Origin of the sequence: Kluyvera genomosp. 1, assembly GCF_001266615.1 — a bacterium.
In the GTDB taxonomy this organism is placed as follows: domain Bacteria; phylum Pseudomonadota; class Gammaproteobacteria; order Enterobacterales; family Enterobacteriaceae; genus Kluyvera; species Kluyvera cryocrescens_A.
Window position 1 is genome coordinate 134199 of record NZ_LGHZ01000018.1, and the last position, 20506, is coordinate 154704.

Annotated in this window: 20 protein-coding genes; 17 read left to right on the forward strand and 3 right to left on the reverse strand. The window is 56.0% G+C overall.

Annotation, left to right across the window (positions count from 1 at the left end):
• The first annotated feature begins 249 nt into the window (after positions 1-249).
• The 5 genes from cyoA to cyoE are packed head-to-tail and all read left to right on the forward strand — an operon-like array spanning position 250 to position 5037.
• Complete coding sequence (gene cyoA, locus KP80_RS11970) at positions 250-1197, forward strand: cytochrome o ubiquinol oxidase subunit II (protein WP_052283863.1); 948 nt, start codon at positions 250-252, stop codon at positions 1195-1197.
• A gap of 19 nt (positions 1198-1216) precedes the next feature.
• Positions 1217-3208 (forward strand): cytochrome o ubiquinol oxidase subunit I, encoded by a 1992-nt coding sequence (gene cyoB / locus KP80_RS11975; RefSeq protein ID WP_052283864.1) that lies wholly within the window; start codon positions 1217-1219, stop codon positions 3206-3208.
• Positions 3198-3809 (forward strand): cytochrome o ubiquinol oxidase subunit III, encoded by a 612-nt coding sequence (locus tag KP80_RS11980; protein WP_052283865.1) that lies wholly within the window; start codon positions 3198-3200, stop codon positions 3807-3809. Before cyoB ends, KP80_RS11980 begins: the two co-directional genes overlap by 11 nt.
• The gene (locus KP80_RS11985) at positions 3809-4138 is read left to right on the forward strand and encodes a cytochrome o ubiquinol oxidase subunit IV (RefSeq protein WP_052283866.1); all 330 of its coding nucleotides are present in this window, start codon (positions 3809-3811) and stop codon (positions 4136-4138) included. The genes KP80_RS11980 and KP80_RS11985 overlap by 1 nt, the downstream gene beginning before the upstream one ends.
• 11 nt (positions 4139-4149) lie before the next feature.
• Complete coding sequence (cyoE, locus tag KP80_RS11990; RefSeq protein ID WP_052283867.1) at positions 4150-5037, forward strand: heme o synthase; 888 nt, start codon at positions 4150-4152, stop codon at positions 5035-5037.
• A 51-nt stretch (positions 5038-5088) separates the two neighbouring features.
• On the opposite strand, the gene KP80_RS11995 is transcribed toward cyoE, so the two are convergent.
• On the reverse strand, positions 5089-5847 hold the full coding sequence (locus KP80_RS11995) for an IclR family transcriptional regulator domain-containing protein (protein ID WP_052283868.1): 759 nt from the start codon (positions 5845-5847) through the stop codon (positions 5089-5091).
• Positions 5848-5999: 152 nt separating this feature from the next.
• Between KP80_RS11995 and KP80_RS12000 the strand changes: the two genes are divergently transcribed.
• From KP80_RS12000 to KP80_RS12035, 8 genes are all read left to right on the forward strand, one after another.
• Positions 6000-6821 (forward strand): shikimate dehydrogenase family protein, encoded by an 822-nt coding sequence (locus KP80_RS12000; protein ID WP_052283869.1) that lies wholly within the window; start codon positions 6000-6002, stop codon positions 6819-6821.
• On the forward strand, positions 6818-8512 hold the full coding sequence (locus tag KP80_RS12005; protein ID WP_052283870.1) for an FAD-dependent oxidoreductase: 1695 nt from the start codon (positions 6818-6820) through the stop codon (positions 8510-8512). The genes KP80_RS12000 and KP80_RS12005 overlap by 4 nt, the downstream gene beginning before the upstream one ends.
• The gene (locus KP80_RS12010; RefSeq protein WP_015965584.1) at positions 8509-8829 is read left to right on the forward strand and encodes an NIPSNAP family protein; all 321 of its coding nucleotides are present in this window, start codon (positions 8509-8511) and stop codon (positions 8827-8829) included. Before KP80_RS12005 ends, KP80_RS12010 begins: the two co-directional genes overlap by 4 nt.
• Before the next feature lie 11 nt (positions 8830-8840).
• Positions 8841-10535, forward strand: coding sequence for an FAD-dependent oxidoreductase (locus KP80_RS12015; RefSeq protein WP_052283871.1), 1695 nt, complete (start codon positions 8841-8843; stop codon positions 10533-10535).
• Between the two features lie 76 nt (positions 10536-10611).
• The gene (locus KP80_RS12020; protein WP_052283872.1) at positions 10612-11415 is read left to right on the forward strand and encodes a sugar phosphate isomerase/epimerase family protein; all 804 of its coding nucleotides are present in this window, start codon (positions 10612-10614) and stop codon (positions 11413-11415) included.
• A gap of 13 nt (positions 11416-11428) precedes the next feature.
• Entirely contained in the window at positions 11429-12793 is a 1365-nt protein-coding gene (locus KP80_RS12025) for an MFS transporter (RefSeq protein ID WP_052283873.1), read from the forward strand.
• Positions 12790-13809, forward strand: a complete 1020-nt coding sequence (locus KP80_RS12030; protein WP_072129096.1) for a Gfo/Idh/MocA family protein — start codon at positions 12790-12792, stop codon at positions 13807-13809. Before KP80_RS12025 ends, KP80_RS12030 begins: the two co-directional genes overlap by 4 nt.
• A gap of 159 nt (positions 13810-13968) precedes the next feature.
• Complete coding sequence (locus KP80_RS12035; RefSeq protein ID WP_052283875.1) at positions 13969-15333, forward strand: MFS transporter; 1365 nt, start codon at positions 13969-13971, stop codon at positions 15331-15333.
• A 41-nt stretch (positions 15334-15374) separates the two neighbouring features.
• Here KP80_RS12035 and KP80_RS12040 read toward each other — a convergent pair whose 3' ends face one another.
• A complete protein-coding gene (locus tag KP80_RS12040; protein WP_052283876.1) occupies positions 15375-15866 on the reverse strand; it encodes a YajQ family cyclic di-GMP-binding protein in 492 nt (163 codons plus the stop codon).
• A 179-nt stretch (positions 15867-16045) separates the two neighbouring features.
• Between KP80_RS12040 and panE the strand changes: the two genes are divergently transcribed.
• Entirely contained in the window at positions 16046-16957 is a 912-nt protein-coding gene (gene panE / locus KP80_RS12045; RefSeq protein WP_052283877.1) for a 2-dehydropantoate 2-reductase, read from the forward strand.
• Positions 16920-17513, forward strand: a complete 594-nt coding sequence (gene yajL / locus KP80_RS12050) for a protein deglycase YajL (protein WP_052283878.1) — start codon at positions 16920-16922, stop codon at positions 17511-17513. Before panE ends, yajL begins: the two co-directional genes overlap by 38 nt.
• A 185-nt stretch (positions 17514-17698) precedes the next feature.
• Here the strand turns inward: yajL and thiI are convergent, their stop codons facing one another.
• Positions 17699-19147, reverse strand: a complete 1449-nt coding sequence (gene thiI / locus KP80_RS12055) for a tRNA uracil 4-sulfurtransferase ThiI (RefSeq protein ID WP_052283879.1) — start codon at positions 19145-19147, stop codon at positions 17699-17701.
• A 199-nt stretch (positions 19148-19346) separates the two neighbouring features.
• Here thiI and xseB point away from each other — a divergent pair, with 199 nt between their 5' ends.
• Both xseB and ispA read left to right on the forward strand, forming a co-directional pair.
• Positions 19347-19589, forward strand: a complete 243-nt coding sequence (gene xseB / locus KP80_RS12060) for an exodeoxyribonuclease VII small subunit (protein ID WP_052283880.1) — start codon at positions 19347-19349, stop codon at positions 19587-19589.
• A gap of 1 nt (position 19590) precedes the next feature.
• Positions 19591-20490: a (2E,6E)-farnesyl diphosphate synthase gene (gene ispA / locus KP80_RS12065; RefSeq protein ID WP_052283881.1), complete on the forward strand. Its 900-nt coding sequence runs from the start codon at positions 19591-19593 to the stop codon at positions 20488-20490.
• Positions 20491-20506: the final 16 nt, after the last annotated feature.

Here is a 20506-nt window from a genome sequence, read left to right on the forward strand (position 1 = left end):
TATTTTTGACAATGGTTATACCAATTGCCCTTTTTACCCCCACATCCCTCCCCATTTCGTTATAACACCCGTCGTATGGGCTTTCCGCCTGGAAAATAGACATATTTGGCAACATCTGTGACAGGCGCGGCAGAACCCGGTAACACATAACTGACAGAGCACCAATGATGTTTACAGTAATGTAACCTTCCCGTAAAATGACCCCACACTTTAAACGCCACCAACACCCCGTGGAATTGAGGTCGTTACATGAGACTCAGGAAATACAATAAAAACTTGGGATGGTTGTCATTAATCGCCAGCACTGTATTACTCAGTGGCTGTGATTCTGCACTACTTGACCCCAAAGGACAGATTGGACTGGAGCAGCGTTCGCTGATACTGACGGCTTTTGGCCTGATGATGATCGTCGTGATTCCGGCCGTCTTAATGGCCGTTGGTTTCGCCTGGAAGTACCGTGCGAGCAATAAAGATGCGAAGTATAGCCCTAACTGGTCACACTCCAACAAAGTTGAAGCTGTGGTCTGGACAGTGCCAATTCTTATCATCATCTTCCTCGCCGTACTGACCTGGAAAACCACACACTCCTTAGAACCGAGCAAACCGCTGGTTCATGATGAGAAACCTATCACTATCGAAGTAGTTTCCATGGACTGGAAATGGTTCTTCATCTACCCGGAGCAGGGCATTGCTACCGTTAACGAAATCGCTTTCCCAGCGAACGTTCCGGTGCAGTTCAAAGTGACCTCCAACTCCGTGATGAACTCCTTCTTTATCCCGCGTCTGGGCAGCCAGATTTACGCCATGGCCGGTATGCAGACCAACCTGCATCTTATCGCTAACGAAGCGGGTACCTACGACGGTATCTCCGCCAGTTATAGCGGCCCGGGCTTCTCTGGTATGAAGTTCAAAGCCATTGCTACGCCGGATCGTGCCACATTCGATCAGTGGGTCGCTAAAGCGAAACAATCTTCGAACACCATGGATGACATGGCGGCATTCGAGAAAGTGGCTGCACCGAGCGAATACAACAAGGTGGAGTACTTCTCCAGCGTGAAACCAGATTTGTTTAAAGCAGTGACAAGCAAATTTATGGATCACGGCAAGGGCATGGACATGTCCAAATCTGAAGGCGAACACGCATCGCACGAAGGTATGGAAGGCATGGACATGAACCACGCGGAATCCGCTCACTAAGGGGCCGAGGAAGAAAACGATGTTCGGAAAATTGACACTGGATGCAGTGCCGTTCCATGAGCCTATTGTCATGGTTACGGTTGCTGCCATTATCATCGGTGGTCTGGCGTTACTCGCCTTGATCACTTACTTCGGTAAGTGGTCCTACCTATGGAATGAGTGGCTGACTTCGGTTGACCACAAAAGACTCGGCATCATGTATGTCATCGTCGCAATCGTCATGCTGCTGCGTGGCTTTGCTGATGCCGTTATGATGCGTAGCCAGCAGGTGCTGGCCTCCGCCGGGGACGCAGGTTTCCTGCCGCCTCATCACTACGACCAGATCTTTACCGCCCACGGCGTTATCATGATCTTCTTCGTAGCGATGCCGTTCGTTATCGGTCTGATGAACCTTGTGGTTCCACTGCAGATCGGTGCGCGCGACGTGGCATTCCCGTTCCTGAACAACCTGAGCTTCTGGTTCACCGTTGTCGGCGTCATCCTGGTTAACCTGTCTCTGGGCGTAGGTGAGTTCGCACAGACCGGTTGGCTGGCGTATCCACCGCTCTCGGGAATTGAATACAGTCCGGGCGTCGGCGTTGATTACTGGATTTGGGCGCTTCAGCTCTCCGGTATCGGTACGACCCTGACCGGTATTAACTTCTTTGTGACCATCATCAAGATGCGTGCACCAGGTATGACGATGTTCAAGATGCCAGTATTTACCTGGGCATCTCTGTGCGCCAACATCCTGATTATCGCTTCCTTCCCAATTCTGACGGTTACCGTCGCGCTGCTGACCCTGGATCGCTATCTGGGCACCCATTTCTTTACCAACGATATGGGCGGCAACATGATGATGTACATCAACCTGATTTGGGCATGGGGCCACCCGGAAGTGTACATTCTGGTACTGCCAGTCTTCGGCGTGTTCTCCGAAGTGGCGGCAACCTTCTCGCGTAAACGCCTGTTTGGCTACACCTCACTGGTGTGGGCAACCGTGTGTATTACCATTCTGTCGTTCATCGTTTGGCTGCACCACTTCTTCACTATGGGTGCAGGCGCGAACGTCAACGCCTTCTTCGGTATTACCACGATGATTATCGCCATCCCTACCGGGGTGAAGATCTTCAACTGGCTGTTCACCATGTATCAAGGCCGCATCGTCTTTAACTCTGCGATGCTGTGGACCATCGGCTTTATCGTGACCTTCTCGGTTGGCGGTATGACCGGCGTTCTGCTGGCGGTCCCTGGTGCTGACTTCGTACTGCACAACAGTCTGTTCCTGATTGCCCACTTCCATAACGTCATCATCGGCGGCGTGGTCTTCGGTTGCTTCGCAGGTCTGACTTACTGGTGGCCAAAAGCCTTCGGCTTTACCCTGAACGAAACCTGGGGTAAACGCGCGTTCTGGCTGTGGATCATTGGCTTCTTCGTGGCATTTATGCCGCTGTACGTGCTGGGCTTCATGGGTATGACCCGTCGTCTGAGCCAGCAGATTGACCCGCAGTTCCACCCAATGCTGGTTGTTGCAGCATGCGGTGCAGCGCTGATTGCCTGCGGTATTCTCTGCCAGCTGATTCAGTTCTACGTGTCCATCCGTGACCGCGAGCAAAACCGCGATCTGACCGGTGACCCGTGGGGCGGCCGTACGCTGGAGTGGGCAACCTCTTCCCCGCCTCCATTCTATAACTTTGCCATTGTGCCGCAGATCCACGAACGCGATGCATTCTGGGAAATGAAAGAAAAAGGCGAAGCGTACAAACAGCCAACTCAGTATGAAGAAATTCATATGCCGAAAAACAGCGGCGCGGGCATCGTGATTGCTGCCTTCGCAACGGTATTTGGCTTTGCCATGATCTGGCATATCTGGTGGCTGGCGATTGCAAGCTTTGCAGGCATCGTTATCACCTGGATTATCAAGAGCTTTGACGAGGACGTGGATTACTACGTGCCGGTTGCAGAAGTCGAAAAACTGGAAAATCAGCATTTCGATGAGATTCATAAGGCAGGGCTGAAAAATGGCAACTGATACTCTGGCGCATAACGCCCACGCGCATGAACATGGGCATCACGATACAGGGCCGATGAAGATCTTCGGCTTCTGGATCTACCTGATGAGCGACTGCATTATCTTCGCCAGTCTGTTCGCCACCTATGCCGTTCTGGTGAACGGCACCGCGGGCGGCCCGACCGGTAAAGATATCTTCGAACTGCCGTTCGTTCTGGTTGAAACCGCACTGCTGCTGTTCAGCTCCATCACCTACGGCATGGCGGCTATCGCCATGTACAAAAACAACAAGAGCCAGGTCGTTTCCTGGCTGGCGCTGACCTTCCTCTTCGGGGCAGGGTTCATCGCGATGGAAATCTATGAATTCCATCACCTGATTGTTGAAGGTATGGGCCCGGATCGCAGCGGCTTCCTGTCAGCGTTCTTCGCACTGGTAGGTACCCACGGTCTGCACGTGACTTCCGGTCTTATCTGGATGGCGGTGCTGATGGTGCAGGTATCCCGTCGCGGCCTGACCAGCACTAACCGTACCCGTATCCTGTGCCTGAGCCTGTTCTGGCACTTCCTGGACGTGGTATGGATCTGTGTGTTCTCCGTTGTTTACCTGATGGGGGCAATGTAATGAGTCATTCTAACGATCACAGCGGCGCTTCCCATGGCAGCGTGAAGTCCTACATGACAGGATTTATCCTGTCTATCATCCTGACGGTCATTCCGTTCTGGATGGTGATGACGGGCAGCGCGTCGCATGCGGTAATTCTGGGGACCATTCTGGTCACCGCTGTTGTGCAGATTCTGGTACACCTGGTGTACTTCCTGCATATGAACAGCAAGTCTGACGAAGGCTGGAACCTGACCGCATTTGTCTTTACCGTGATAATCATTGCCATCGTGGTAGTCGGTTCAATCTGGATTATGTGGAACCTGAACTACAACATGATGGTTCACTAAGAGCGGCGAGTATGTTTAAGCGATACCTGCAAGTTACGAAGCCTGGCATCATTTTTGGCAACCTGATCTCCGTGATCGGCGGTTTCCTGCTGGCCTCCAAAGGCCACATCGATTACCCGCTGTTCGCCTGGACGCTGATCGGCGTGTCTCTGGTGGTCGCCTCGGGTTGTGTTTTCAACAACTACATCGATCGTGACATCGACCGTAAGATGGAACGTACGAAGAACCGAGTGCTGGTTAAGGGATTGATTGCGCCAAAAACGTCGCTGGTCTACGCCACCTTGCTGGGTCTCGCTGGCTTCATGCTGCTGTGGTTCGGCGCCAATCCCCTCGCCTGCTGGCTGGGGGTAATGGGGTTCGTGGTTTATGTCGGCGTTTACAGCCTGTACATGAAGCGCCACTCCGTTTATGGCACGCTGATTGGCTCTCTCTCCGGCGCTGCGCCGCCGGTGATTGGCTACTGCGCTGTAACCGGCGACTTCGACAGCGGCGCGTTGATTCTGCTGGCTATTTTCAGCCTGTGGCAGATGCCTCACTCCTACGCTATCGCGATTTTCCGCTTCAAGGATTATCAGGCAGCGAACATTCCGGTACTGCCGGTGGTGAAAGGCATCTCCGTGGCGAAAAACCACATCACGCTGTACATCGTGGCCTTTGCCGTTGCCACCCTGATGCTCTCGCTGGGCGGTTACGCTGGGTATAAATACCTGGTGGTTGCCGCTGCGGTCAGCGTCTGGTGGTTGGGCATGGCGCTGCGTGGTTACAAAGTGGAAGATGATAAAGTCTGGGCGCGCAAGCTGTTCGGTTTCTCTATCATCGCCATTACCGCGCTCTCCGTGATGATGTCCGTCGACTTCATGGTGCCGAACTCACAGAACCTGCTGACCTACGTCTGGTAAGATTTTCTCGGTGTAAAAAAACCCGCTCCGGCGGGTTTTTTATTGTCTGGATTACGCCACCAGCATCGCCTGTGCGCTGTAAAGTAAATCCAGATGATCGCGACACATCGCCTCCAGCGAGGTTCGCGATTGATGGCTGGTCAGACTCAGCGCTCCCCAGTACAGCCCTTCCCTGTCCGCCAGCGGCACCGCGACCACCAGCATACCAATTTCAAACTCCTGCTCGATGGTGGCATATCCTTGCCGACGCACCTGCGCAATCCGTTCCATCAACGTCGCAATATCGGTCACCGTATAGGGTGTTCTCTGCTCGCGAGTCACCCGTTGCAATACCGCTTCACACTCCGCCCCCGGTAGCGATGCCAGCCACAGCCGCCCACCGGCAGTACAGTGTATTGGTACCCGCTCCCCTAGACGCACCGAGGTCGAGTTAAACGGTGTGTGCTTGCTACGGGCGATATACACCAGTTCGTTATCATCAATCACCCCAACCGAGGCATGCTCTTCGGCGCGGCTAGCCACATACTCGACAATCGGCCTCACCATTCGCGGGAACTGCGCCGAATCCACGTAAGCCTGCCCGAGACGCAGGTTTTTAGCTGTCAGCCAATAGTAGCGCCCATCGGTATCCAGATAGCCATCGTGTACCAACGTCAGGAAAAAACGGCGAGCGGCGCTTTGCGTTAAACCACTCATTTTCGCCGCCTGCGGCACGGTTAAGCGGGGATTCGCCTTCGAGAAAAGCTGGATCAGCGCCAGCCCCTTTTGCAGCCCAACGATCAGATCGCGCTGATGAATCTCGTTTTGCATAGTCGTTCACACTTTTGCAACATGAAGGGTCGATTACTGCGATTATCGCACTGTCGGTGCGATTAACAACCAACCTGTCCGAATTCTGCGTTGTCGCTCACCGCTTCCATTGAAATACTCAGGCAACAGTTAGTTAACAATTGAGGTGAGAAATGGTTAGCGGATTTACTCAGATCGTCGCCGTTATCGGGCACCCTATTACTCAGGTGAAATCACCAGAAAACTTTAACCAATACTTCGCCAGCCAAAGCATGGACAAGGTGATGATTCCGGTGGATATCGCGCCAGAGGCGGTTGCCGATTACCTGAAAGCGCTGCGCGGCTGGGACAACATGAGCGGTATTTTGGTTACCGTTCCGCATAAACAACGCGTAGCCGGGCTGCTTGATACCCTGACGCCGCGCGCCCGCCATCTGAATGCCGTGAACTGCGTGCGCAAGCTGCCTGACGGGCGTTTAGAAGGCGACATGCTGGACGGCGTCGGATTCCAGCGTGCCGCCGAGGCACATGGCTTCGAAGCCGCAGGCAAGCGCGCCCTGCTCTCCGGCTGCGGCGGCGTCGGTAGCGCCATCGCCTGGGGTCTATGCGAAGCGGGGATCCACACGCTGGCGCTCTACGACCGCGACGATGCTAGCCGTCAACGACTGGAAAACCGTCTGGCAACCCACTTCCCGACCGTGCATGTGACAGCGCTGCCCGCATCGCTGGCCGAATTCGATCTGCTGGTCAACGGTTCTCCGGCCGGTATGGCGGGTTTTGATTCACTGCCGCTGTCACCGGAGCTCCTTGAAACGCTAAACAGCAAAACTCACGTTGCCGATGTGGTAACGGCCCCGGTCATCACCCCACTGCTGACATTTGCTCGCCAACGCGGATGCCGTACCCAAACCGGTCCTGAAATGGCGCTGGCGCAGATGCATTTGATGGGCGAATTCATCGGCGCAATCCCACAACCGCAAGAGGCTAGCGCATGAAAAGCTGGGATGTGATTGTCATCGGCAGCGGCGCGGCGGGTTTTGCCGCCGCCGTCACCGCCTGCTGCAAGGGGTTATCCGTGCTGATGCTGGAGAAAGCCCCACACTTTGGCGGCACCTCGGCAATTTCTGGCGGTGCGGTTTGGATAAACGACACCGATCAGGCGCGTAAGCTTGGTAAAAGCGGCTCGCCCGAAGAGATGAAAACTTACCTGCGCACCATCATTGGTGAGGCTAATTACCGGCCGGAACTGGTGGATGCGTTTGTGCAAGCCGGGCGCGAAGCGCTGGCCTTTTTAGAGCAGGAAGGTGCGGTAAAGTACAGCCTGCGTCCACTATCACCGGATTATTACCCGTATGAACCCGGCGCGGTCGACGTTGGCCGTGCACTGGAAGTGGTGGAATACGACGGGCGTGAGCTGGGTGAGCATTTCCGTACCCTGCGCGCGCCGCCACCGGGCATGCTGCTGTTTGGCGGCATGATGGTTAACCGTGTCGATATCCAGCATTTCCTCGATATGCGCCGCTCATGGACCTCTTTGCGCCACTGCGGCAAGCTCCTGCTACGTTACGGTCGCGACCGTCTGCGCCACCACCGTGGTACCCGGCTGGCGATGGGCAATGCCCTGATTGCCCGCATGGCCACGCTGGCGCTGCGTAAAGGTCTGGAATTACAGCTTAACGTCACGGTGAAGTCGCTCATCGAGCACAACGGCCGGGTGACCGGCGTTGAAATTGAACGAGATGGTCAATCCTCAACGCTGCACGCTCGCCACGGTGTGGTGCTGGCGGCGGGTGGTTTTGCCGCCGGGCGCATCGCCCCACAGTTCCGTCCGGCTACTCAGCAGCATTACACCATGTCACCCGCAACCAACGATGGCGCGGCGCTCCAGCTTGGAGTGAGCGTGGATGCCCAACAGGGCGCTGACCTTCCCTCCAACTTTTTCTGGGCACCCGTTTCCGTACTGCGTCACCCAGACGGTAGTGAAGAGCGCTTCCCGCATCTGGTGACCGACCGCGCCAAACCTGGCGTCATCGCCGTCAATCAGCGCGGCGTACGCTTCGTCAATGAATCCAACTCCTATCACCATTTTGCCAGCGCCATGCAGCAGCAGGCGGAAAACGCCCCCTGCTTTTTACTCTGCGATGCGCAGGCGATGAAGAGCTACGGTTTGGGGCTGGCGCGCCCATCACCGGTGAACAACGATGCGCTGGTAAGCGCAGGCTATCTGTTTAAAGCACAAAGCCTTCGGGAACTCGCACAACAGCTCGGTATTGAACCACAAGAGCTAGAGCAAACCGTCTCTCGCTATAACCGCGATGCGCAGGAAGGCCACGACAGCCAATTCAACAAAGGCGGTAACAGCTACAACCGTGCAATGGGTGATGCCGCCCACCAGCCTAATGCCTGTAACGCCCCGCTCATCGCGGCACCTTTTTACGCCGTCAAAGTTTTTACCGGCGATTTAGGCACTTCACGCGGACTGGTCACCACCGCCGATGCGCAGGTAGTGAATCAGCAAGGCACACCTATCTGCGGACTGTACGCGGTCGGCAACGATATGGATTCAGTCATGGCTGGCACCTATCCCGGCCCCGGCATCACCCTCGGCCCTGCGCTGACTTTTGGCTACCTGGCCGCCGTACATATGGCTCAACAATCCCCACTCACTTCTGGAGAAACAGCATGATTTATGAAAAACGCACTTACACCATCAATCCACTGAAAATGGCCGACTGGCTGGCGCTGTATAAAAGCGATGCTTACGCGGTGCAGACTGAGCACCTGGGCAAGCTGATTGGCTTTTTCTTTACCGAGATAGGCGTAGTGAATCAGGTCGTGCATATCTGGGCCTATGAAAGTCTCGATGACCGTCTGGTGCGTCGGGGTCGCATGGCGCAGGACGAGCGCTGGCTGACCTTCTCTCGCAAAAACCGCGAGCTGGCGGCGGTAGAACGTCTGGAGTCGGTACTGATGCGCCCGACCGATTTCTCGCCGCTGCAATAAGGAATAAGACGATGAGCAGGCATGTCGAGGTGGATCTGCTGGTAGTGGGCTCCGGGGCCGCGGGGCTGGCGACCGCCGTCACCGCTGCGCTGCATGGCGCACGAGTGCTGGTTGCCGAAAAAGAGGCCGTTATCGGCGGCACCAGTGCCTGGTCCGGTGGTTGGCTGTGGATCCCGCAAAACCCCCTCGCCCGCGAGGAAGGGATTATTGAAGACGACGCCGCACCGCTGGCCTATTTGCAGGCGGAAATGGGTGGGCTTCCTGCCGACGCACGCCTGCGCACTTTCTTACGCTACGGCCCAGAGATGGTGGACTTTTTCCGCCGGAACACGGCGGTCCAGTTTCTCTCCGGCAGCAAAATGCCGGACTTTCACAACAGCCACGGTTTTGCCACCGGTGGACGCTCGGTGACGGCTCAACCCTATGATGCCAGAGGGCTAGGGAATTGGCTCCATCGCCTGCGCCCGCCATTGGAAACCATCAGTCTGGCTGGCATGGGGATCGCCGGGGGCGCGGATATGGCGCACTTTTTTAACGCCACCCGTTCACCGCGTTCGGCGCTGTATGCCGCCCGCCGCTTGATGCGTCATGGCTGGCAGCGTTTGCGTTACGGGCGTGGTCGCCACCTGGTCAACGGCAATGCGCTGATGGCTCGCCTGCTGCGTTCCGCCCTCGATGCCGGCGTCCGTTTCCAGCTTAATGCCCCAGTGTCACGACTGCTGAAGGATGAAAACAGCATCACGGGCGCAATCCTTGCCAGCGATGAGGGCCAGATTCAGGTCAATGCGCAGGCCGTCGTGTTGGCCTGCGGCGGCTTCCCGCACGATAAACAGCGCCTGGCGCAACACGTTCCACACGCCAGTCAGGGCTACGGTCACTTTTCTGCGGCACCACCGAGCAACCAGGGTGACGGCATTCGTCTAGGCGAAACCGTCGGCGGGCAGTTTGATACGACGCTGAAAAACCCCATGGCCTGGGCACCGGTTTCACGCGTCTCATCCGCCAGCGGCTTACCGCTCGCTTTCCCACATTTGGTGGAAAGGGCCAAACCGGGATTTCTCGCGGTACGCCCAAACGGCAGGCGTTTCGTTAATGAAGCCGATTCGTATCACGACTTTATCGCAGCGCTGATTGATGCCACGCCGGATGGCGAACAGCCACAGGCCTGGCTTATCGCTGACAGCCGCGCATTGCATCGTTATGGCCTGGGGCATGCGCGCCCGACGCCGTTTCCGGTCGAAGCCTGGTTGCGTACCGGCTATTTGCAAAGCGCACCAACGCTTGAGGCGCTGGCGGAAAAATGCGGCATTGACCGCACCGCACTTGGCGAAACGGTTGCACGTTTCAATAGTTTCGCCCATCAGGGACGCGATGATGACTTTCAACGCGGGGCGTCTGCCTACAACTGCGCCCAGGGCGATGCTCGCCATCAGCCCAATCCGACGCTGGGAGCATTAGAACGGGCACCGTATTACGCCGTGCGCATCCTACCCGGTTCGCTCGGCTCCTTTAGCGGCCTGAAAACCGATGAACAAGCGCGTGTATTAAACGCCGAGCAGCAGCCCATCCCCGGCCTCTTTGCCGTGGGTAACGATATGTCGAGCGTGATGCAGGGGTACTACCCCAGCGGCGGCATCACGCTCGGCCCTGCCATGACCTTTGGTTATCTGGTGGGAAAAAACCTGTCCGCCGCGCTAAAGAACTAAAAACACCTACGCATTTTTGCCAACGGAAGGCGCCAAACATAACAAAAACCTTACCTGCAACTGTACTGGAGTCTTTATGAATATGCGTTCACTGTCCCTTGCCGCACTCACTATGCTCGACGTTCCACCGCCCGAGCAGGTCCGCATCGCTGCCCATACGGGTTACAGCCACGTGGGCCTTCGGCTACTGCCCGCAACCCCTGACGACCCGAACTACGACATGCTCGGCGATACGCCGAGGGTGCGTGATACACTCGCAGCCCTGCGCGATACCGGTATTCACGTCTCCGACGTTGAGATCGTGCGTTTAACGCCGGACTTCAGCCTTGATGCGCTACAGCCCTTCTTCGAAACCGCCGCCCGCCTGGAAGCACAGCAGGTGCTGGTGGCCGGGAATGACAGCGACCTGCGACGTAGTGCGGATAATCTGGCTCGACTGGCACAGGCGGGAGAAACCTACGGCCTGACCATGAATCTGGAACCCATGCCCTGGACCCAGATTCGCACTATCGCTGATGCTCAGACGCTGATCGATGCCAGCGGCCAAAGCAACGTTGGTATTCTGGTCGACGCGATCCATTTTTGGCGTGCAGGGGAATCTCTGGACGCCCTGAAGGCTCTGACCCCGCAACAGCTCAACTATATGCAGCTGTGTGATGCCCCGGCGTTAATTCCCACCGATACACAAGAGCTTATCTACCAGGCCCGCTGCGCGCGTCAGGTTCCGGGTGAAGGCGGGCTGGATTTGCGCGGCTTGATGGCCGCACTGCCCGCCACGCTACCGATCTCGGTGGAAGTGCCGCTGGCCGGTGCTCAAGGAGCACTGCCAGCCCAACAACGCGCCCAGCTGCTGTTTAACGCTGCACAATCCTTCCTGTAAACAGGAGCTCGCTATGTCACAGACTCAACGCCTGGATGTCAGAGAACTCATAAACTCCAACCCGCTCAGCCGTTACCAGAAACTGGTTATTTTCCTGGGTTTCTGCGTGATTGCGCTCGACGGATTCGATATCGCCATTATGGGGTTCATCGCCCCCACGCTGAAGCAAGAATGGGGCGTCAGCAACCATGAGCTCGGCTTTGTCATCAGCACGGCGCTGATTGGCCTCGCCCTCGGTGCCCTCTTCTCCGGGCCGCTCGCCGACTGGCTGGGGCGCAAAAAAATCATCATTAATAGCGTCTTTTTCTTTGGCTTCTGGACCATTGCCACCGCCTTTTCGCAGAACATCGAACAGATGATCTTTTTCCGCTTTATGACTGGCCTGGGCCTTGGCGCCGCCATGCCGAATATGAGCACGTTGGTCTCGGAGTATGCGCCGGAACGCCAGCGCTCATTTATTATCACCGTGATTTTCTGCGGATTTACCTTCGGTGCTGCGATTGGTGGATTTGCCGCTTCGTGGCTGATCCCTCAGTTCGGCTGGCATTCACTGATGGCGCTGGGTGGGGTTCTGCCGCTGTTGTTTGCACCACTTCTTATCTGGAAGCTGCCGGAATCGGCGCGTTTTCTGGTGATAAAACAGGCGCCTGTCGCCCGTATTCACGCCATTTTGCAGCGTTTTTATCCCGGCCAGGTGAGCGAGAACGTCAGCTTTATCCTGCCGCAGCAGCCGATTAAAAGCAGCGCCATGCGTATTGTGCTGTCGCGCGATTATCTGTTCGGTTCGCTGATGCTGTGGCTGGTCTATTTTATGGGGCTGTTTCTGGTCTATATCCTCGGCAGCTGGCTGCCAACGTTGGTGAAAGAGATTGGCCTGACGGTCAGCCAGGCCGCCATCATGACTGCACTGTATCAGGCAGGCGGTACCGTCGGGTCGCTGTTTGCCGGCTGGCTGATGGATAAGATCAACCCGCACCGGGCGCTAGGGATTATTTTTGCCGTGGGTGGTGTGTTCACCATGGCCATTGGCTACGCCGGGGTGAATTTCCCACTGCTGTGTTCGCTGGCCTTTATCAGCGGTGCCTGCCTGAACGGCGCGAATACCGGAATGAACGCGCTATCGGCCCGGTTCTATCCTACCCAAGCGCGCGCCACCGGCTCCAGCTGGATGCACGGCGTTGGCCGTATCGGGGCGATTCTGAGCGCCTTTGCCGGTGCCGAAATGCTGGCAATGGGGCTCGATTTCAGATCGGTATTCCTGATTCTGGGGATCCCGGCGGCGTTAACCGTCCTCGGTCTGGCCGCTAAAAGCTACTGGGCCGCTGGCCCCGTCGAGAATAAACCCGCCATCACCGCATCGCTGAGGAGCCCATCATGAGTCGTATTCGTCTTGCCGTTATTGGCGCCGGTGCCATCGGGCGTAAACATATTGAGGTGATCAGTCAGGTGCCACAGGCGGAACTGGTGGCCATTGCCGACCCATCTCCGCAGGCCGAGGCGTTAGCAACATCATTAGGCGTGACGTGGTATGGCGACGTGGAGACCATGCTGGAACACGAAAAGCCGCAGGGGGTGATTAACGCCACGCCGAATACGCTGCACGTTCCCTGCGCCATCGCCTGTATCGAACGGGGGATCCCGGTGCTGGTAGAGAAGCCCGTGGCCGAGTCACCGAAACGCGCGCAGGAACTGGTTTTAGCCGCACAAAAACACGGCGTGCCGGTGTTGGTCGGCCATCACCGGCGACATAACGCGCTGACCGCCGCGGCAAAAGCGCTAATTGAGAACGGAGATCTGGGCAAGATTGTGGCGGTATCTGCACATTGGATGCTGCAAAAGCCCGACGACTACTTTGATGTCGCCTGGCGTCGTGAGCCGGGTGCTGGGCCGCTGCTGGTCAACCTGGTGCATGACATCGATCTTTTACGCTACCTGTTGGGTGAAATTGAAGAGGTGCAGGCAATGACCTCCAACGCGACCCGCGGTTTTGCTAACGAAGACAGCGCGGTGGTGAATCTACGCTTTGCCTGCGGCGCATTGGGCAGCGCGGTGCTAAGCGACTGCGGTGTCAGCCCGTGGAGCTGGGAGATGAACTCGGCGGAGAACGTCATCTACGCCCACACGCCGGAGAACTGCTATTTGATTTCCGGCAGCAAAGGGGCGCTGGCCATTCCGCAAATGCGATGGTGGCGCTACGGCGAGCAAAGCGGCTGGCACGCTCCTCTGTTGCAGGAAACACTGGCTGTTGAGCCGATCGACCCGTTTATTCTGCAACTGCGCCATTTCCTGCAGGTGATTACCGGTGAGGCCGCGCCTATTATTGATGCCGCCGATGCGTTACGCTCACTCGAAGTGATCGACAAAATTCGCCTGATGGCACCTAACGCCGCGTAAACGCTCCCGTAGCCCGGTGGCATTCTCACCATTGGGCTACGGGTTTCTGTCTCGATTCCGCACAAATGATTCAATAATGTAATATTTGTTAATTAAGCGTCTGTTTACCCTGCCCGCTCCCCGCACTACACTACCCCCAGCTTTTATCTTGAGGTGGGAATGAACGATTACAAAATGACGCCCGGTGAGTTGCGCGCCACCTGGGGTTTAGGAACCGTATTTTCTTTGCGTATGCTCGGCATGTTTATGGTTCTGCCGGTTCTGACCACATATGGCATGGCATTACAGGGCGCTAGCGAAGCGCTGATTGGCCTGGCTATTGGTATTTACGGCCTGGCGCAGGCGGTGTTTCAAATTCCTTTCGGGTTGGTCTCTGACCGCATTGGCCGCAAGCCATTAATTATCGGCGGGCTGGCGATTTTCGTGCTGGGCAGCGTGATTGCCGCCATGTCGGATTCAATCTGGGGCATTATTCTCGGCCGCGCGCTGCAAGGCTCCGGGGCCATTGCCGCGGCGGTGATGGCGCTGCTTTCCGATCTCACCCGCGAACAAAACCGCACCAAGGCGATGGCGTTTATCGGTGTTAGCTTCGGCGTCACCTTTGCTATCGCGATGGTGCTGGGCCCAATCATCACCCACAAACTAGGGCTCCATGCGCTGTTCTGGATGATTGCCGGGCTGGCGACGCTCGGGATTTTGCTGACCATTCTGGTGGTGCCAGACAGCAAAAACCACGTGCTCAACCGCGAATCCGGGATGGTGAAAGGCTGCTTTAGCAAAGTGCTGATGGAGCCAAGGCTGCTGAAGCTCAACTTCGGCATTATGTGCCTGCATATTTTGCTAATGTCGACCTTCGTCGCCCTGCCGGGCCAACTGGAGGCCGCCGGTTTCCCGGCACCCGAGCACTGGAAAATTTATCTGGTGACGATGCTGGTGTCGTTCATCTCGGTGGTGCCGTTTATTATCTATGCCGAAGTGAAACGCCGTATGAAGCGCGTCTTCGTGCTGTGCATTTCTCTGCTGCTGATTGCGGAAATTGTGCTGTGGGGTTCCGGTAACTCCTTCTGGGAGCTGGTTATTGGCGTACAGATTTTCTTCCTCGCGTTCAACCTGATGGAAGCACTGCTGCCTTCACTTATCAGTAAAGAGTCCCCAGCGGGTTACAAAGGGACGGCGATGGGTATTTACTCCACCAGCCAGTTCCTGGGCGTGGCCATTGGCGGTTCGCTGGGCGGTTGGGTTGACGGTCTGTTTGATTCGCAAACGGTCTTTCTCGCCGGGGCGCTGTTAGCCACCGTCTGGCTACTGGTCTCAATGACCATGCAGGAACCGCAGTACGTTAGCAGCCTGCGCGTAGAAATTCCCAAAGATATCACCGCCGATGATGCGCTGCGTGAGCGCCTGCTGGCAACGAATGGCGTCAAAGAAGTGTTGGTGGTCGCTGAAGAGCACTCGGCTTACGTGAAAATTGACAGCAAAGTGACCAACCGCTTTGAGGTCGAGCAGGCGATTGCCGCTCAGTAAACAGAACAGCCCGCACGATCGTGCGGGCTGTGCTTACGCGATTAGTCGCGGAAGTTTTTGAACTGGAACGGCTGGCCGAGATCGCCGCCGCGTACCAGCGCCATCGCGGCCTGCAGATCGTCGCGCGCCTTACCGGTCACACGAAGTTCTTCACCCTGAATCTGCGTTTGTACTTTCAGCTTGCTGTCTTTGATCAGCTTCACGATCTTCTTCTGAACCGCGCTCTCGATCCCCTGCTTCAACTTGGCTTCAACGAACCAGGTTTTTCCGCTGTGGACGAAATCTTCCGGCACATCCAGTGACGTCCCTTCAATACCGCGTTTAAGCAGCTTGGCGCGCAGAATATCCAGCAGCTGATTGACCTGGAAGTCAGATTCGCTCAGCACCTTAATCGTCTTATTCGCTTCGTTTAATTCAAAAGTGGCTTCAACGCCACGAAAGTCAAAACGAGACTCAACTTCACGGCTCGCGTTATCAACCGCGTTGCGTGCTTCCTGAAGATCGACTTCAGAGACAATATCGAAAGATGGCATCTTTTCCCCTCCCTTAGTTTCTTTTGCGTTGCATAATACCTGCAACGCGGCATAACTCAACTTGTTATCCCCGGAAGCCGAGTTGATAGCGCTATACTCACACTACTGGCATCATAGTCAGCGTGAAGTATGACACACCCATTGCATCTGGTGTGGTCAGTGGACGGTCAGGAGGATGTTTGAAAATTACGGTATTGGGATGTGGTGCGCTGGGTCAGCTATGGATGACGGCGCTCCACAAAAAAGGATTTGAAGTACAAGGCTGGTTACGCGTACCTCAGCCCTACTGTAGCGTCAATTTGTTAGAGCTGGACGGCACCATTTTTAACCAGTCGCTCATCGCCAACGACCCCGACTTCCTGGCGCAAAGCGATCTGCTGCTTGTCACCTTGAAAGCCTGGCAAGTGTCCGACGCGGTACGAAGCCTGGCATCCCGCCTGCCGGAGACCACACCAATCCTGCTGATTCACAACGGCATGGGCACCCTCAACGAACTTAACGATCTCAAGCAACCCATTCTGCTTGGTGCCACAACCCAGGCCGCGCGCCGCGATGGCAGCGTGATTATTCATGTGGCCAACGGCACGACCCATATTGGCCCCGGCAAACACTATGACGAAGATTACAGTCAACTTGCCGAAACGCTGCAGGACGTGTTGCCGGACGTCGCCTGGCACGACAGCATTCATTCCGCCATGTGGCGCAAGCTTGCCGTCAACTGTGTCATCAACCCACTCACCGCGCTAATGGACTGTAAGAACGGCGAGTTACGCGCTCATCCGGAACAGATTGCGCGCATCTGCGAAGAAGTGGCAATGACCATGACGCGGGAAGGATTTCATACCTCACCGGAAAGTCTGTTATTTTATGTTAACCAGGTGATTGAACTGACAGCGGAAAATATCTCTTCCATGCTGCAGGACATCCGCGCACTTCGGCATACGGAAATCGACTATATCACCGGTTTTCTGTTGAAACGCGCGCGGGCGCACGGCATTCCAGTGCCGGAAAATACCCGCCTGTATGAACTGGTTAAACGTAAGGAGAGTGAATATGAGCGCGTCGGCACTGATTTGCCTCGCTCCTGGTAGTGAAGAGATGGAAGCGGTCACCACGATTGATTTATTAGTGCGTGGCGGCATTCAGGTCACTACCGCCAGCGTCGCGAGCGATGGCAACCTGACCATTACCTGCTCGCGCGGCGTTAAGCTGCTGGCCGATGCCCCATTGGTTGAAGTTGCCGACGGTGATTTCGATATCATCATCCTGCCGGGCGGCATTAAGGGCGCGGAGTGCTTCCGCGACAGCACGCTGCTGGTCGAGACGGTAAGGCAATTTCACCTCTCCGGGCGCATTGTTGCCGCCATTTGTGCGGCAGCCGCCACCGTACTGGTCCCGCACGATCTCTTCCCGATTGGCAATATGACCGGCTTCCCAGCGCTGAAAGATCAGATTCCAGAGGGTCAGTGGCAGGATAAGCGCGTCGTCTGGGACCCGCGTGTTAATCTGCTCACCAGTCAGGGGCCGGGGACGGCTATCGATTTCGGTCTGAAGATTGTCGACCTGCTGGTCGGGCGTGAAAAAGCCTATGAAATTTCTACACAGCTGGTGATGGCGGCAGGTATTTATAACCACTACGAAGCGTAGTTCTTCGCCGACAGGCAATAAAAAACCGGTATAGCCTAACACCGTTATTTTAAGATTGAGATACCCGGGGCGACCACCGGGTTTGGCGTCCCTCCGGGAACCAAATCCCGGCGTTTCCCCTAATCGCTTTGCTTAAGTTAACTGTGTTACGGCATAACCGGTTTTTTTATTATGAGGATTCACGCTTACGGACGGTAAACCTTCACGTTGACGAAGCCCTGCTCGCGCAGATACAGCGCCTGCAGACGGCTCATCACCCCGCGCTCACACCACAGCAGATAGGTTTTGCTCTGGTCGAGATCGCCAAACTTGGTGCTCAGTTTGTAGAACGGCAGCGACGCCACTTCCACGCCTTCCACTTTCAGCGGCTTGTCGTCTTGTTCGTCTACCGAACGGATATCCAGAATCACGTCGTTTTCAGCGAAACCGCTCACGGTTTCCACTTCCACCACTTCTTGCTGAGTCTGCTGGGCGATATCGCGAATGTCGACATTGTTCGCTTCGGCAACCACTTTATCCAGAATGCTGAAATCAAAGTTAGCTTCTTCGGCTTCGATTTTCGCCTTCACCGCTTTGATGGTTGGGCTTTTCGAAATAACACCGCAGTATTCCGGCATGGTACGGGCAAAATCTTCGGTGCCGATTTCACGTGCCAGATCGATAATGTGCTCTTTATCGTGCGAGATCAGCGGACGCAGAATCAGGGTATCGGAAACATTGTCGATAAGACGCAGGTTGGTCAGCGTCTGGCTGGAGACCTGGCCCAGCGCTTCACCGGTGACCAGCGCCTGCACGCCGTAGCGTTCAGCCACCTGGGATGCCGCGCGAACCATCATACGCTTGAGCACCACGCCCATCTGGCCATCTTCAACTTTCTCAAGGATTTCGCCAACCACAGGCTCGAAGTTGATCGCCACGAAACGCACGCGGTGGGAGCTGCCGAAGCGGTTCCACAGATAGTGGGCAACCTGACGCACGCCAATTTCATGGGCCGCGCCGCCGAGGTTGAAGAAGCAGTAGTGCACACGGCAACCGCGACGCATCAGCATATAGCTGGAAACGCCGGAGTCGAAACCACCGGAGATCAGCGACAGCACGTCTTCCTGGGTACCGATAGGGAAACCGCCAATACCTTCGTAGCGCCCTTTCACCAGCAGTAAACGGTCGTTTTCGATTTCCAGGTTAACGGTCACATCCGGATTGGTCAGCTTCACGCGCGCCGTTTCGATGTGTTGGTTCAGACCGCCGCCAACGTAACGTTCCACTTCAATAGAAGTGAACTCATGCTTACCGCGACGTTTTACGCGCACGCAGAAGGATTTGCCTTCCAGCGCTTCGCGCCACAGCGGCAGCGTCTGCTCAAAGATATTGTGCAGCGAGGTAAACGGAACGTCTTCCACTTCCAGAATATGGTGAATACCAGGGATACGCGTCAACGCATCGCGCAGGATCAGACGTTTGTCTTCATCTTTGGAACGCACTTCGATGTGATCCCAGTGACGAACGACAGCGAGCGTTTCATCGTGATTTTTAAGAACGTTACGAATGTTACCGGTTAAAATTTTAATAAAGCGCAAACGCACAGTTTGGCTTTTGATGGTGATTTCCGGGAACAATTTAATGATAAACTTCATGGCGGCAATGGTTCGTTGGCAAGCCCGACGGGGCTTTAGGCAAAAAGATGTATCGCAGCGCGCCGTTGTTACCGAGGGAGCCTGCGTCCAGGACGCGGAGTATACCATCATCCCGCTTACCATTGCGTGTTATTTGCTTCACGACCAGACTCCGTTACCATAGACGCAGTCGCGACATAACAAGAGCCAAAAATTCACTATGCCAAAGAAAAATGAAGCCCCGGCCAGTTTTGAAACCGCATTAACCGAGCTGGAGCAGATTGTTAATCGTCTTGAGAGTGGCTCCCTGCCGCTGGAAGAGGCGCTCAACGAATTTGAACGTGGCGTGCAGCTGGCACGTCAGGGGCAGACAAAACTGCAGCAAGCTGAACAGCGCGTGCAGATCCTGCTGGCCGATAACGAAGACGCACCTTTAACGCCTTTCACCCCGGACGCCGAATAAAATGGATTTCTCGCAACAGCTCAATGCCTGCGTAGAACAGGCAAACGACGCGCTGCGCCGTTTTATCGCTCCGCTGCCGTTTCAGAACACTCCTCTGGTTGAGGCCATGGAGTATGGCGCACTATTAGGTGGTAAACGCCTGCGACCGTTCCTGGTGTACGCCACCGGCAAAATGTTCGGCGTCAGCACCGCAACGCTAGATGCGCCGGCCGCTGCCGTTGAGTGTATTCACGCCTATTCGCTGATGCATGACGACCTACCGGCGATGGACGACGACGATCTGCGCCGCGGTCAGCCGACCTGCCACATCAAATTTGGCGAGGCGAGCGCAATTCTGGCCGGTGACGCGCTGCAAACGCTGGCGTTTTCTATACTCAGTGATGCGCCGATGCAAGAAGTCTCCGACCGCGATCGCCTGGCGATGCTGTCAGAACTGGCGACGGCCAGCGGTGTCGCCGGTATGTGCGGTGGACAGGCGTTGGATCTGGAAGCTGAAGGACAACAGGTTAATCTGGAAATACTGGAGCGCATCCACCGGCATAAAACCGGGGCGCTGATTCGTGCCGCCGTTCGTCTGGGTGCGCTGAGCGCCGGTGAACAAGGGCGACATGCGCTACCTTTGCTGGATAAGTACGCTGAAAGCATCGGCCTGGCGTTCCAGGTTCAGGATGACATTCTGGATGTGGTGGGCGATACTGCGACCCTCGGAAAGCGCCAGGGTGCCGATCAGCAGCTCGGGAAGAGCACCTATCCTGCATTACTGGGTCTTGAGCAAGCCCGGACAAAAGCCAGTGACCTTATTGCCGATGCCCGCCAGTCGTTAAACGAGCTGGCCGCGCAGTCACTGGATATCACAGCACTGGAAGCGCTAGCGAACTACATCATCCTGCGCGACAAATAAACAATAAATGAGTCTC

Excerpts from the sequence above, each read along its gene's own strand:
- cyoA (WP_052283863.1), top strand. The coding sequence starts at position 250 with ATGAGACTCAGGAAATACAATAAAAACTTGGGATGGTTGTCATTAATC.
- cyoB (WP_052283864.1), top strand. The coding sequence starts at position 1,217 with ATGTTCGGAAAATTGACACTGGATGCAGTGCCGTTCCATGAGCCTATT.
- KP80_RS11980 (WP_052283865.1), top strand. The coding sequence starts at position 3,198 with ATGGCAACTGATACTCTGGCGCATAACGCCCACGCGCATGAACATGGG.
- KP80_RS11985 (WP_052283866.1), top strand. The coding sequence starts at position 3,809 with ATGAGTCATTCTAACGATCACAGCGGCGCTTCCCATGGCAGCGTGAAG.
- cyoE (WP_052283867.1), top strand. The coding sequence starts at position 4,150 with ATGTTTAAGCGATACCTGCAAGTTACGAAGCCTGGCATCATTTTTGGC.
- KP80_RS11995 (WP_052283868.1), bottom strand. The coding sequence starts at position 5,847 with ATGCAAAACGAGATTCATCAGCGCGATCTGATCGTTGGGCTGCAAAAG.
- KP80_RS12000 (WP_052283869.1), top strand. The coding sequence starts at position 6,000 with ATGGTTAGCGGATTTACTCAGATCGTCGCCGTTATCGGGCACCCTATT.
- KP80_RS12005 (WP_052283870.1), top strand. The coding sequence starts at position 6,818 with ATGAAAAGCTGGGATGTGATTGTCATCGGCAGCGGCGCGGCGGGTTTT.
- KP80_RS12010 (WP_015965584.1), top strand. The coding sequence starts at position 8,509 with ATGATTTATGAAAAACGCACTTACACCATCAATCCACTGAAAATGGCC.
- KP80_RS12015 (WP_052283871.1), top strand. The coding sequence starts at position 8,841 with ATGAGCAGGCATGTCGAGGTGGATCTGCTGGTAGTGGGCTCCGGGGCC.
- KP80_RS12020 (WP_052283872.1), top strand. The coding sequence starts at position 10,612 with ATGAATATGCGTTCACTGTCCCTTGCCGCACTCACTATGCTCGACGTT.
- KP80_RS12025 (WP_052283873.1), top strand. The coding sequence starts at position 11,429 with ATGTCACAGACTCAACGCCTGGATGTCAGAGAACTCATAAACTCCAAC.
- KP80_RS12030 (WP_072129096.1), top strand. The coding sequence starts at position 12,790 with ATGAGTCGTATTCGTCTTGCCGTTATTGGCGCCGGTGCCATCGGGCGT.
- KP80_RS12035 (WP_052283875.1), top strand. The coding sequence starts at position 13,969 with ATGAACGATTACAAAATGACGCCCGGTGAGTTGCGCGCCACCTGGGGT.
- KP80_RS12040 (WP_052283876.1), bottom strand. The coding sequence starts at position 15,866 with ATGCCATCTTTCGATATTGTCTCTGAAGTCGATCTTCAGGAAGCACGC.
- yajL (WP_052283878.1), top strand. The coding sequence starts at position 16,920 with ATGAGCGCGTCGGCACTGATTTGCCTCGCTCCTGGTAGTGAAGAGATG.
- thiI (WP_052283879.1), bottom strand. The coding sequence starts at position 19,147 with ATGAAGTTTATCATTAAATTGTTCCCGGAAATCACCATCAAAAGCCAA.
- xseB (WP_052283880.1), top strand. The coding sequence starts at position 19,347 with ATGCCAAAGAAAAATGAAGCCCCGGCCAGTTTTGAAACCGCATTAACC.
- ispA (WP_052283881.1), top strand. The coding sequence starts at position 19,591 with ATGGATTTCTCGCAACAGCTCAATGCCTGCGTAGAACAGGCAAACGAC.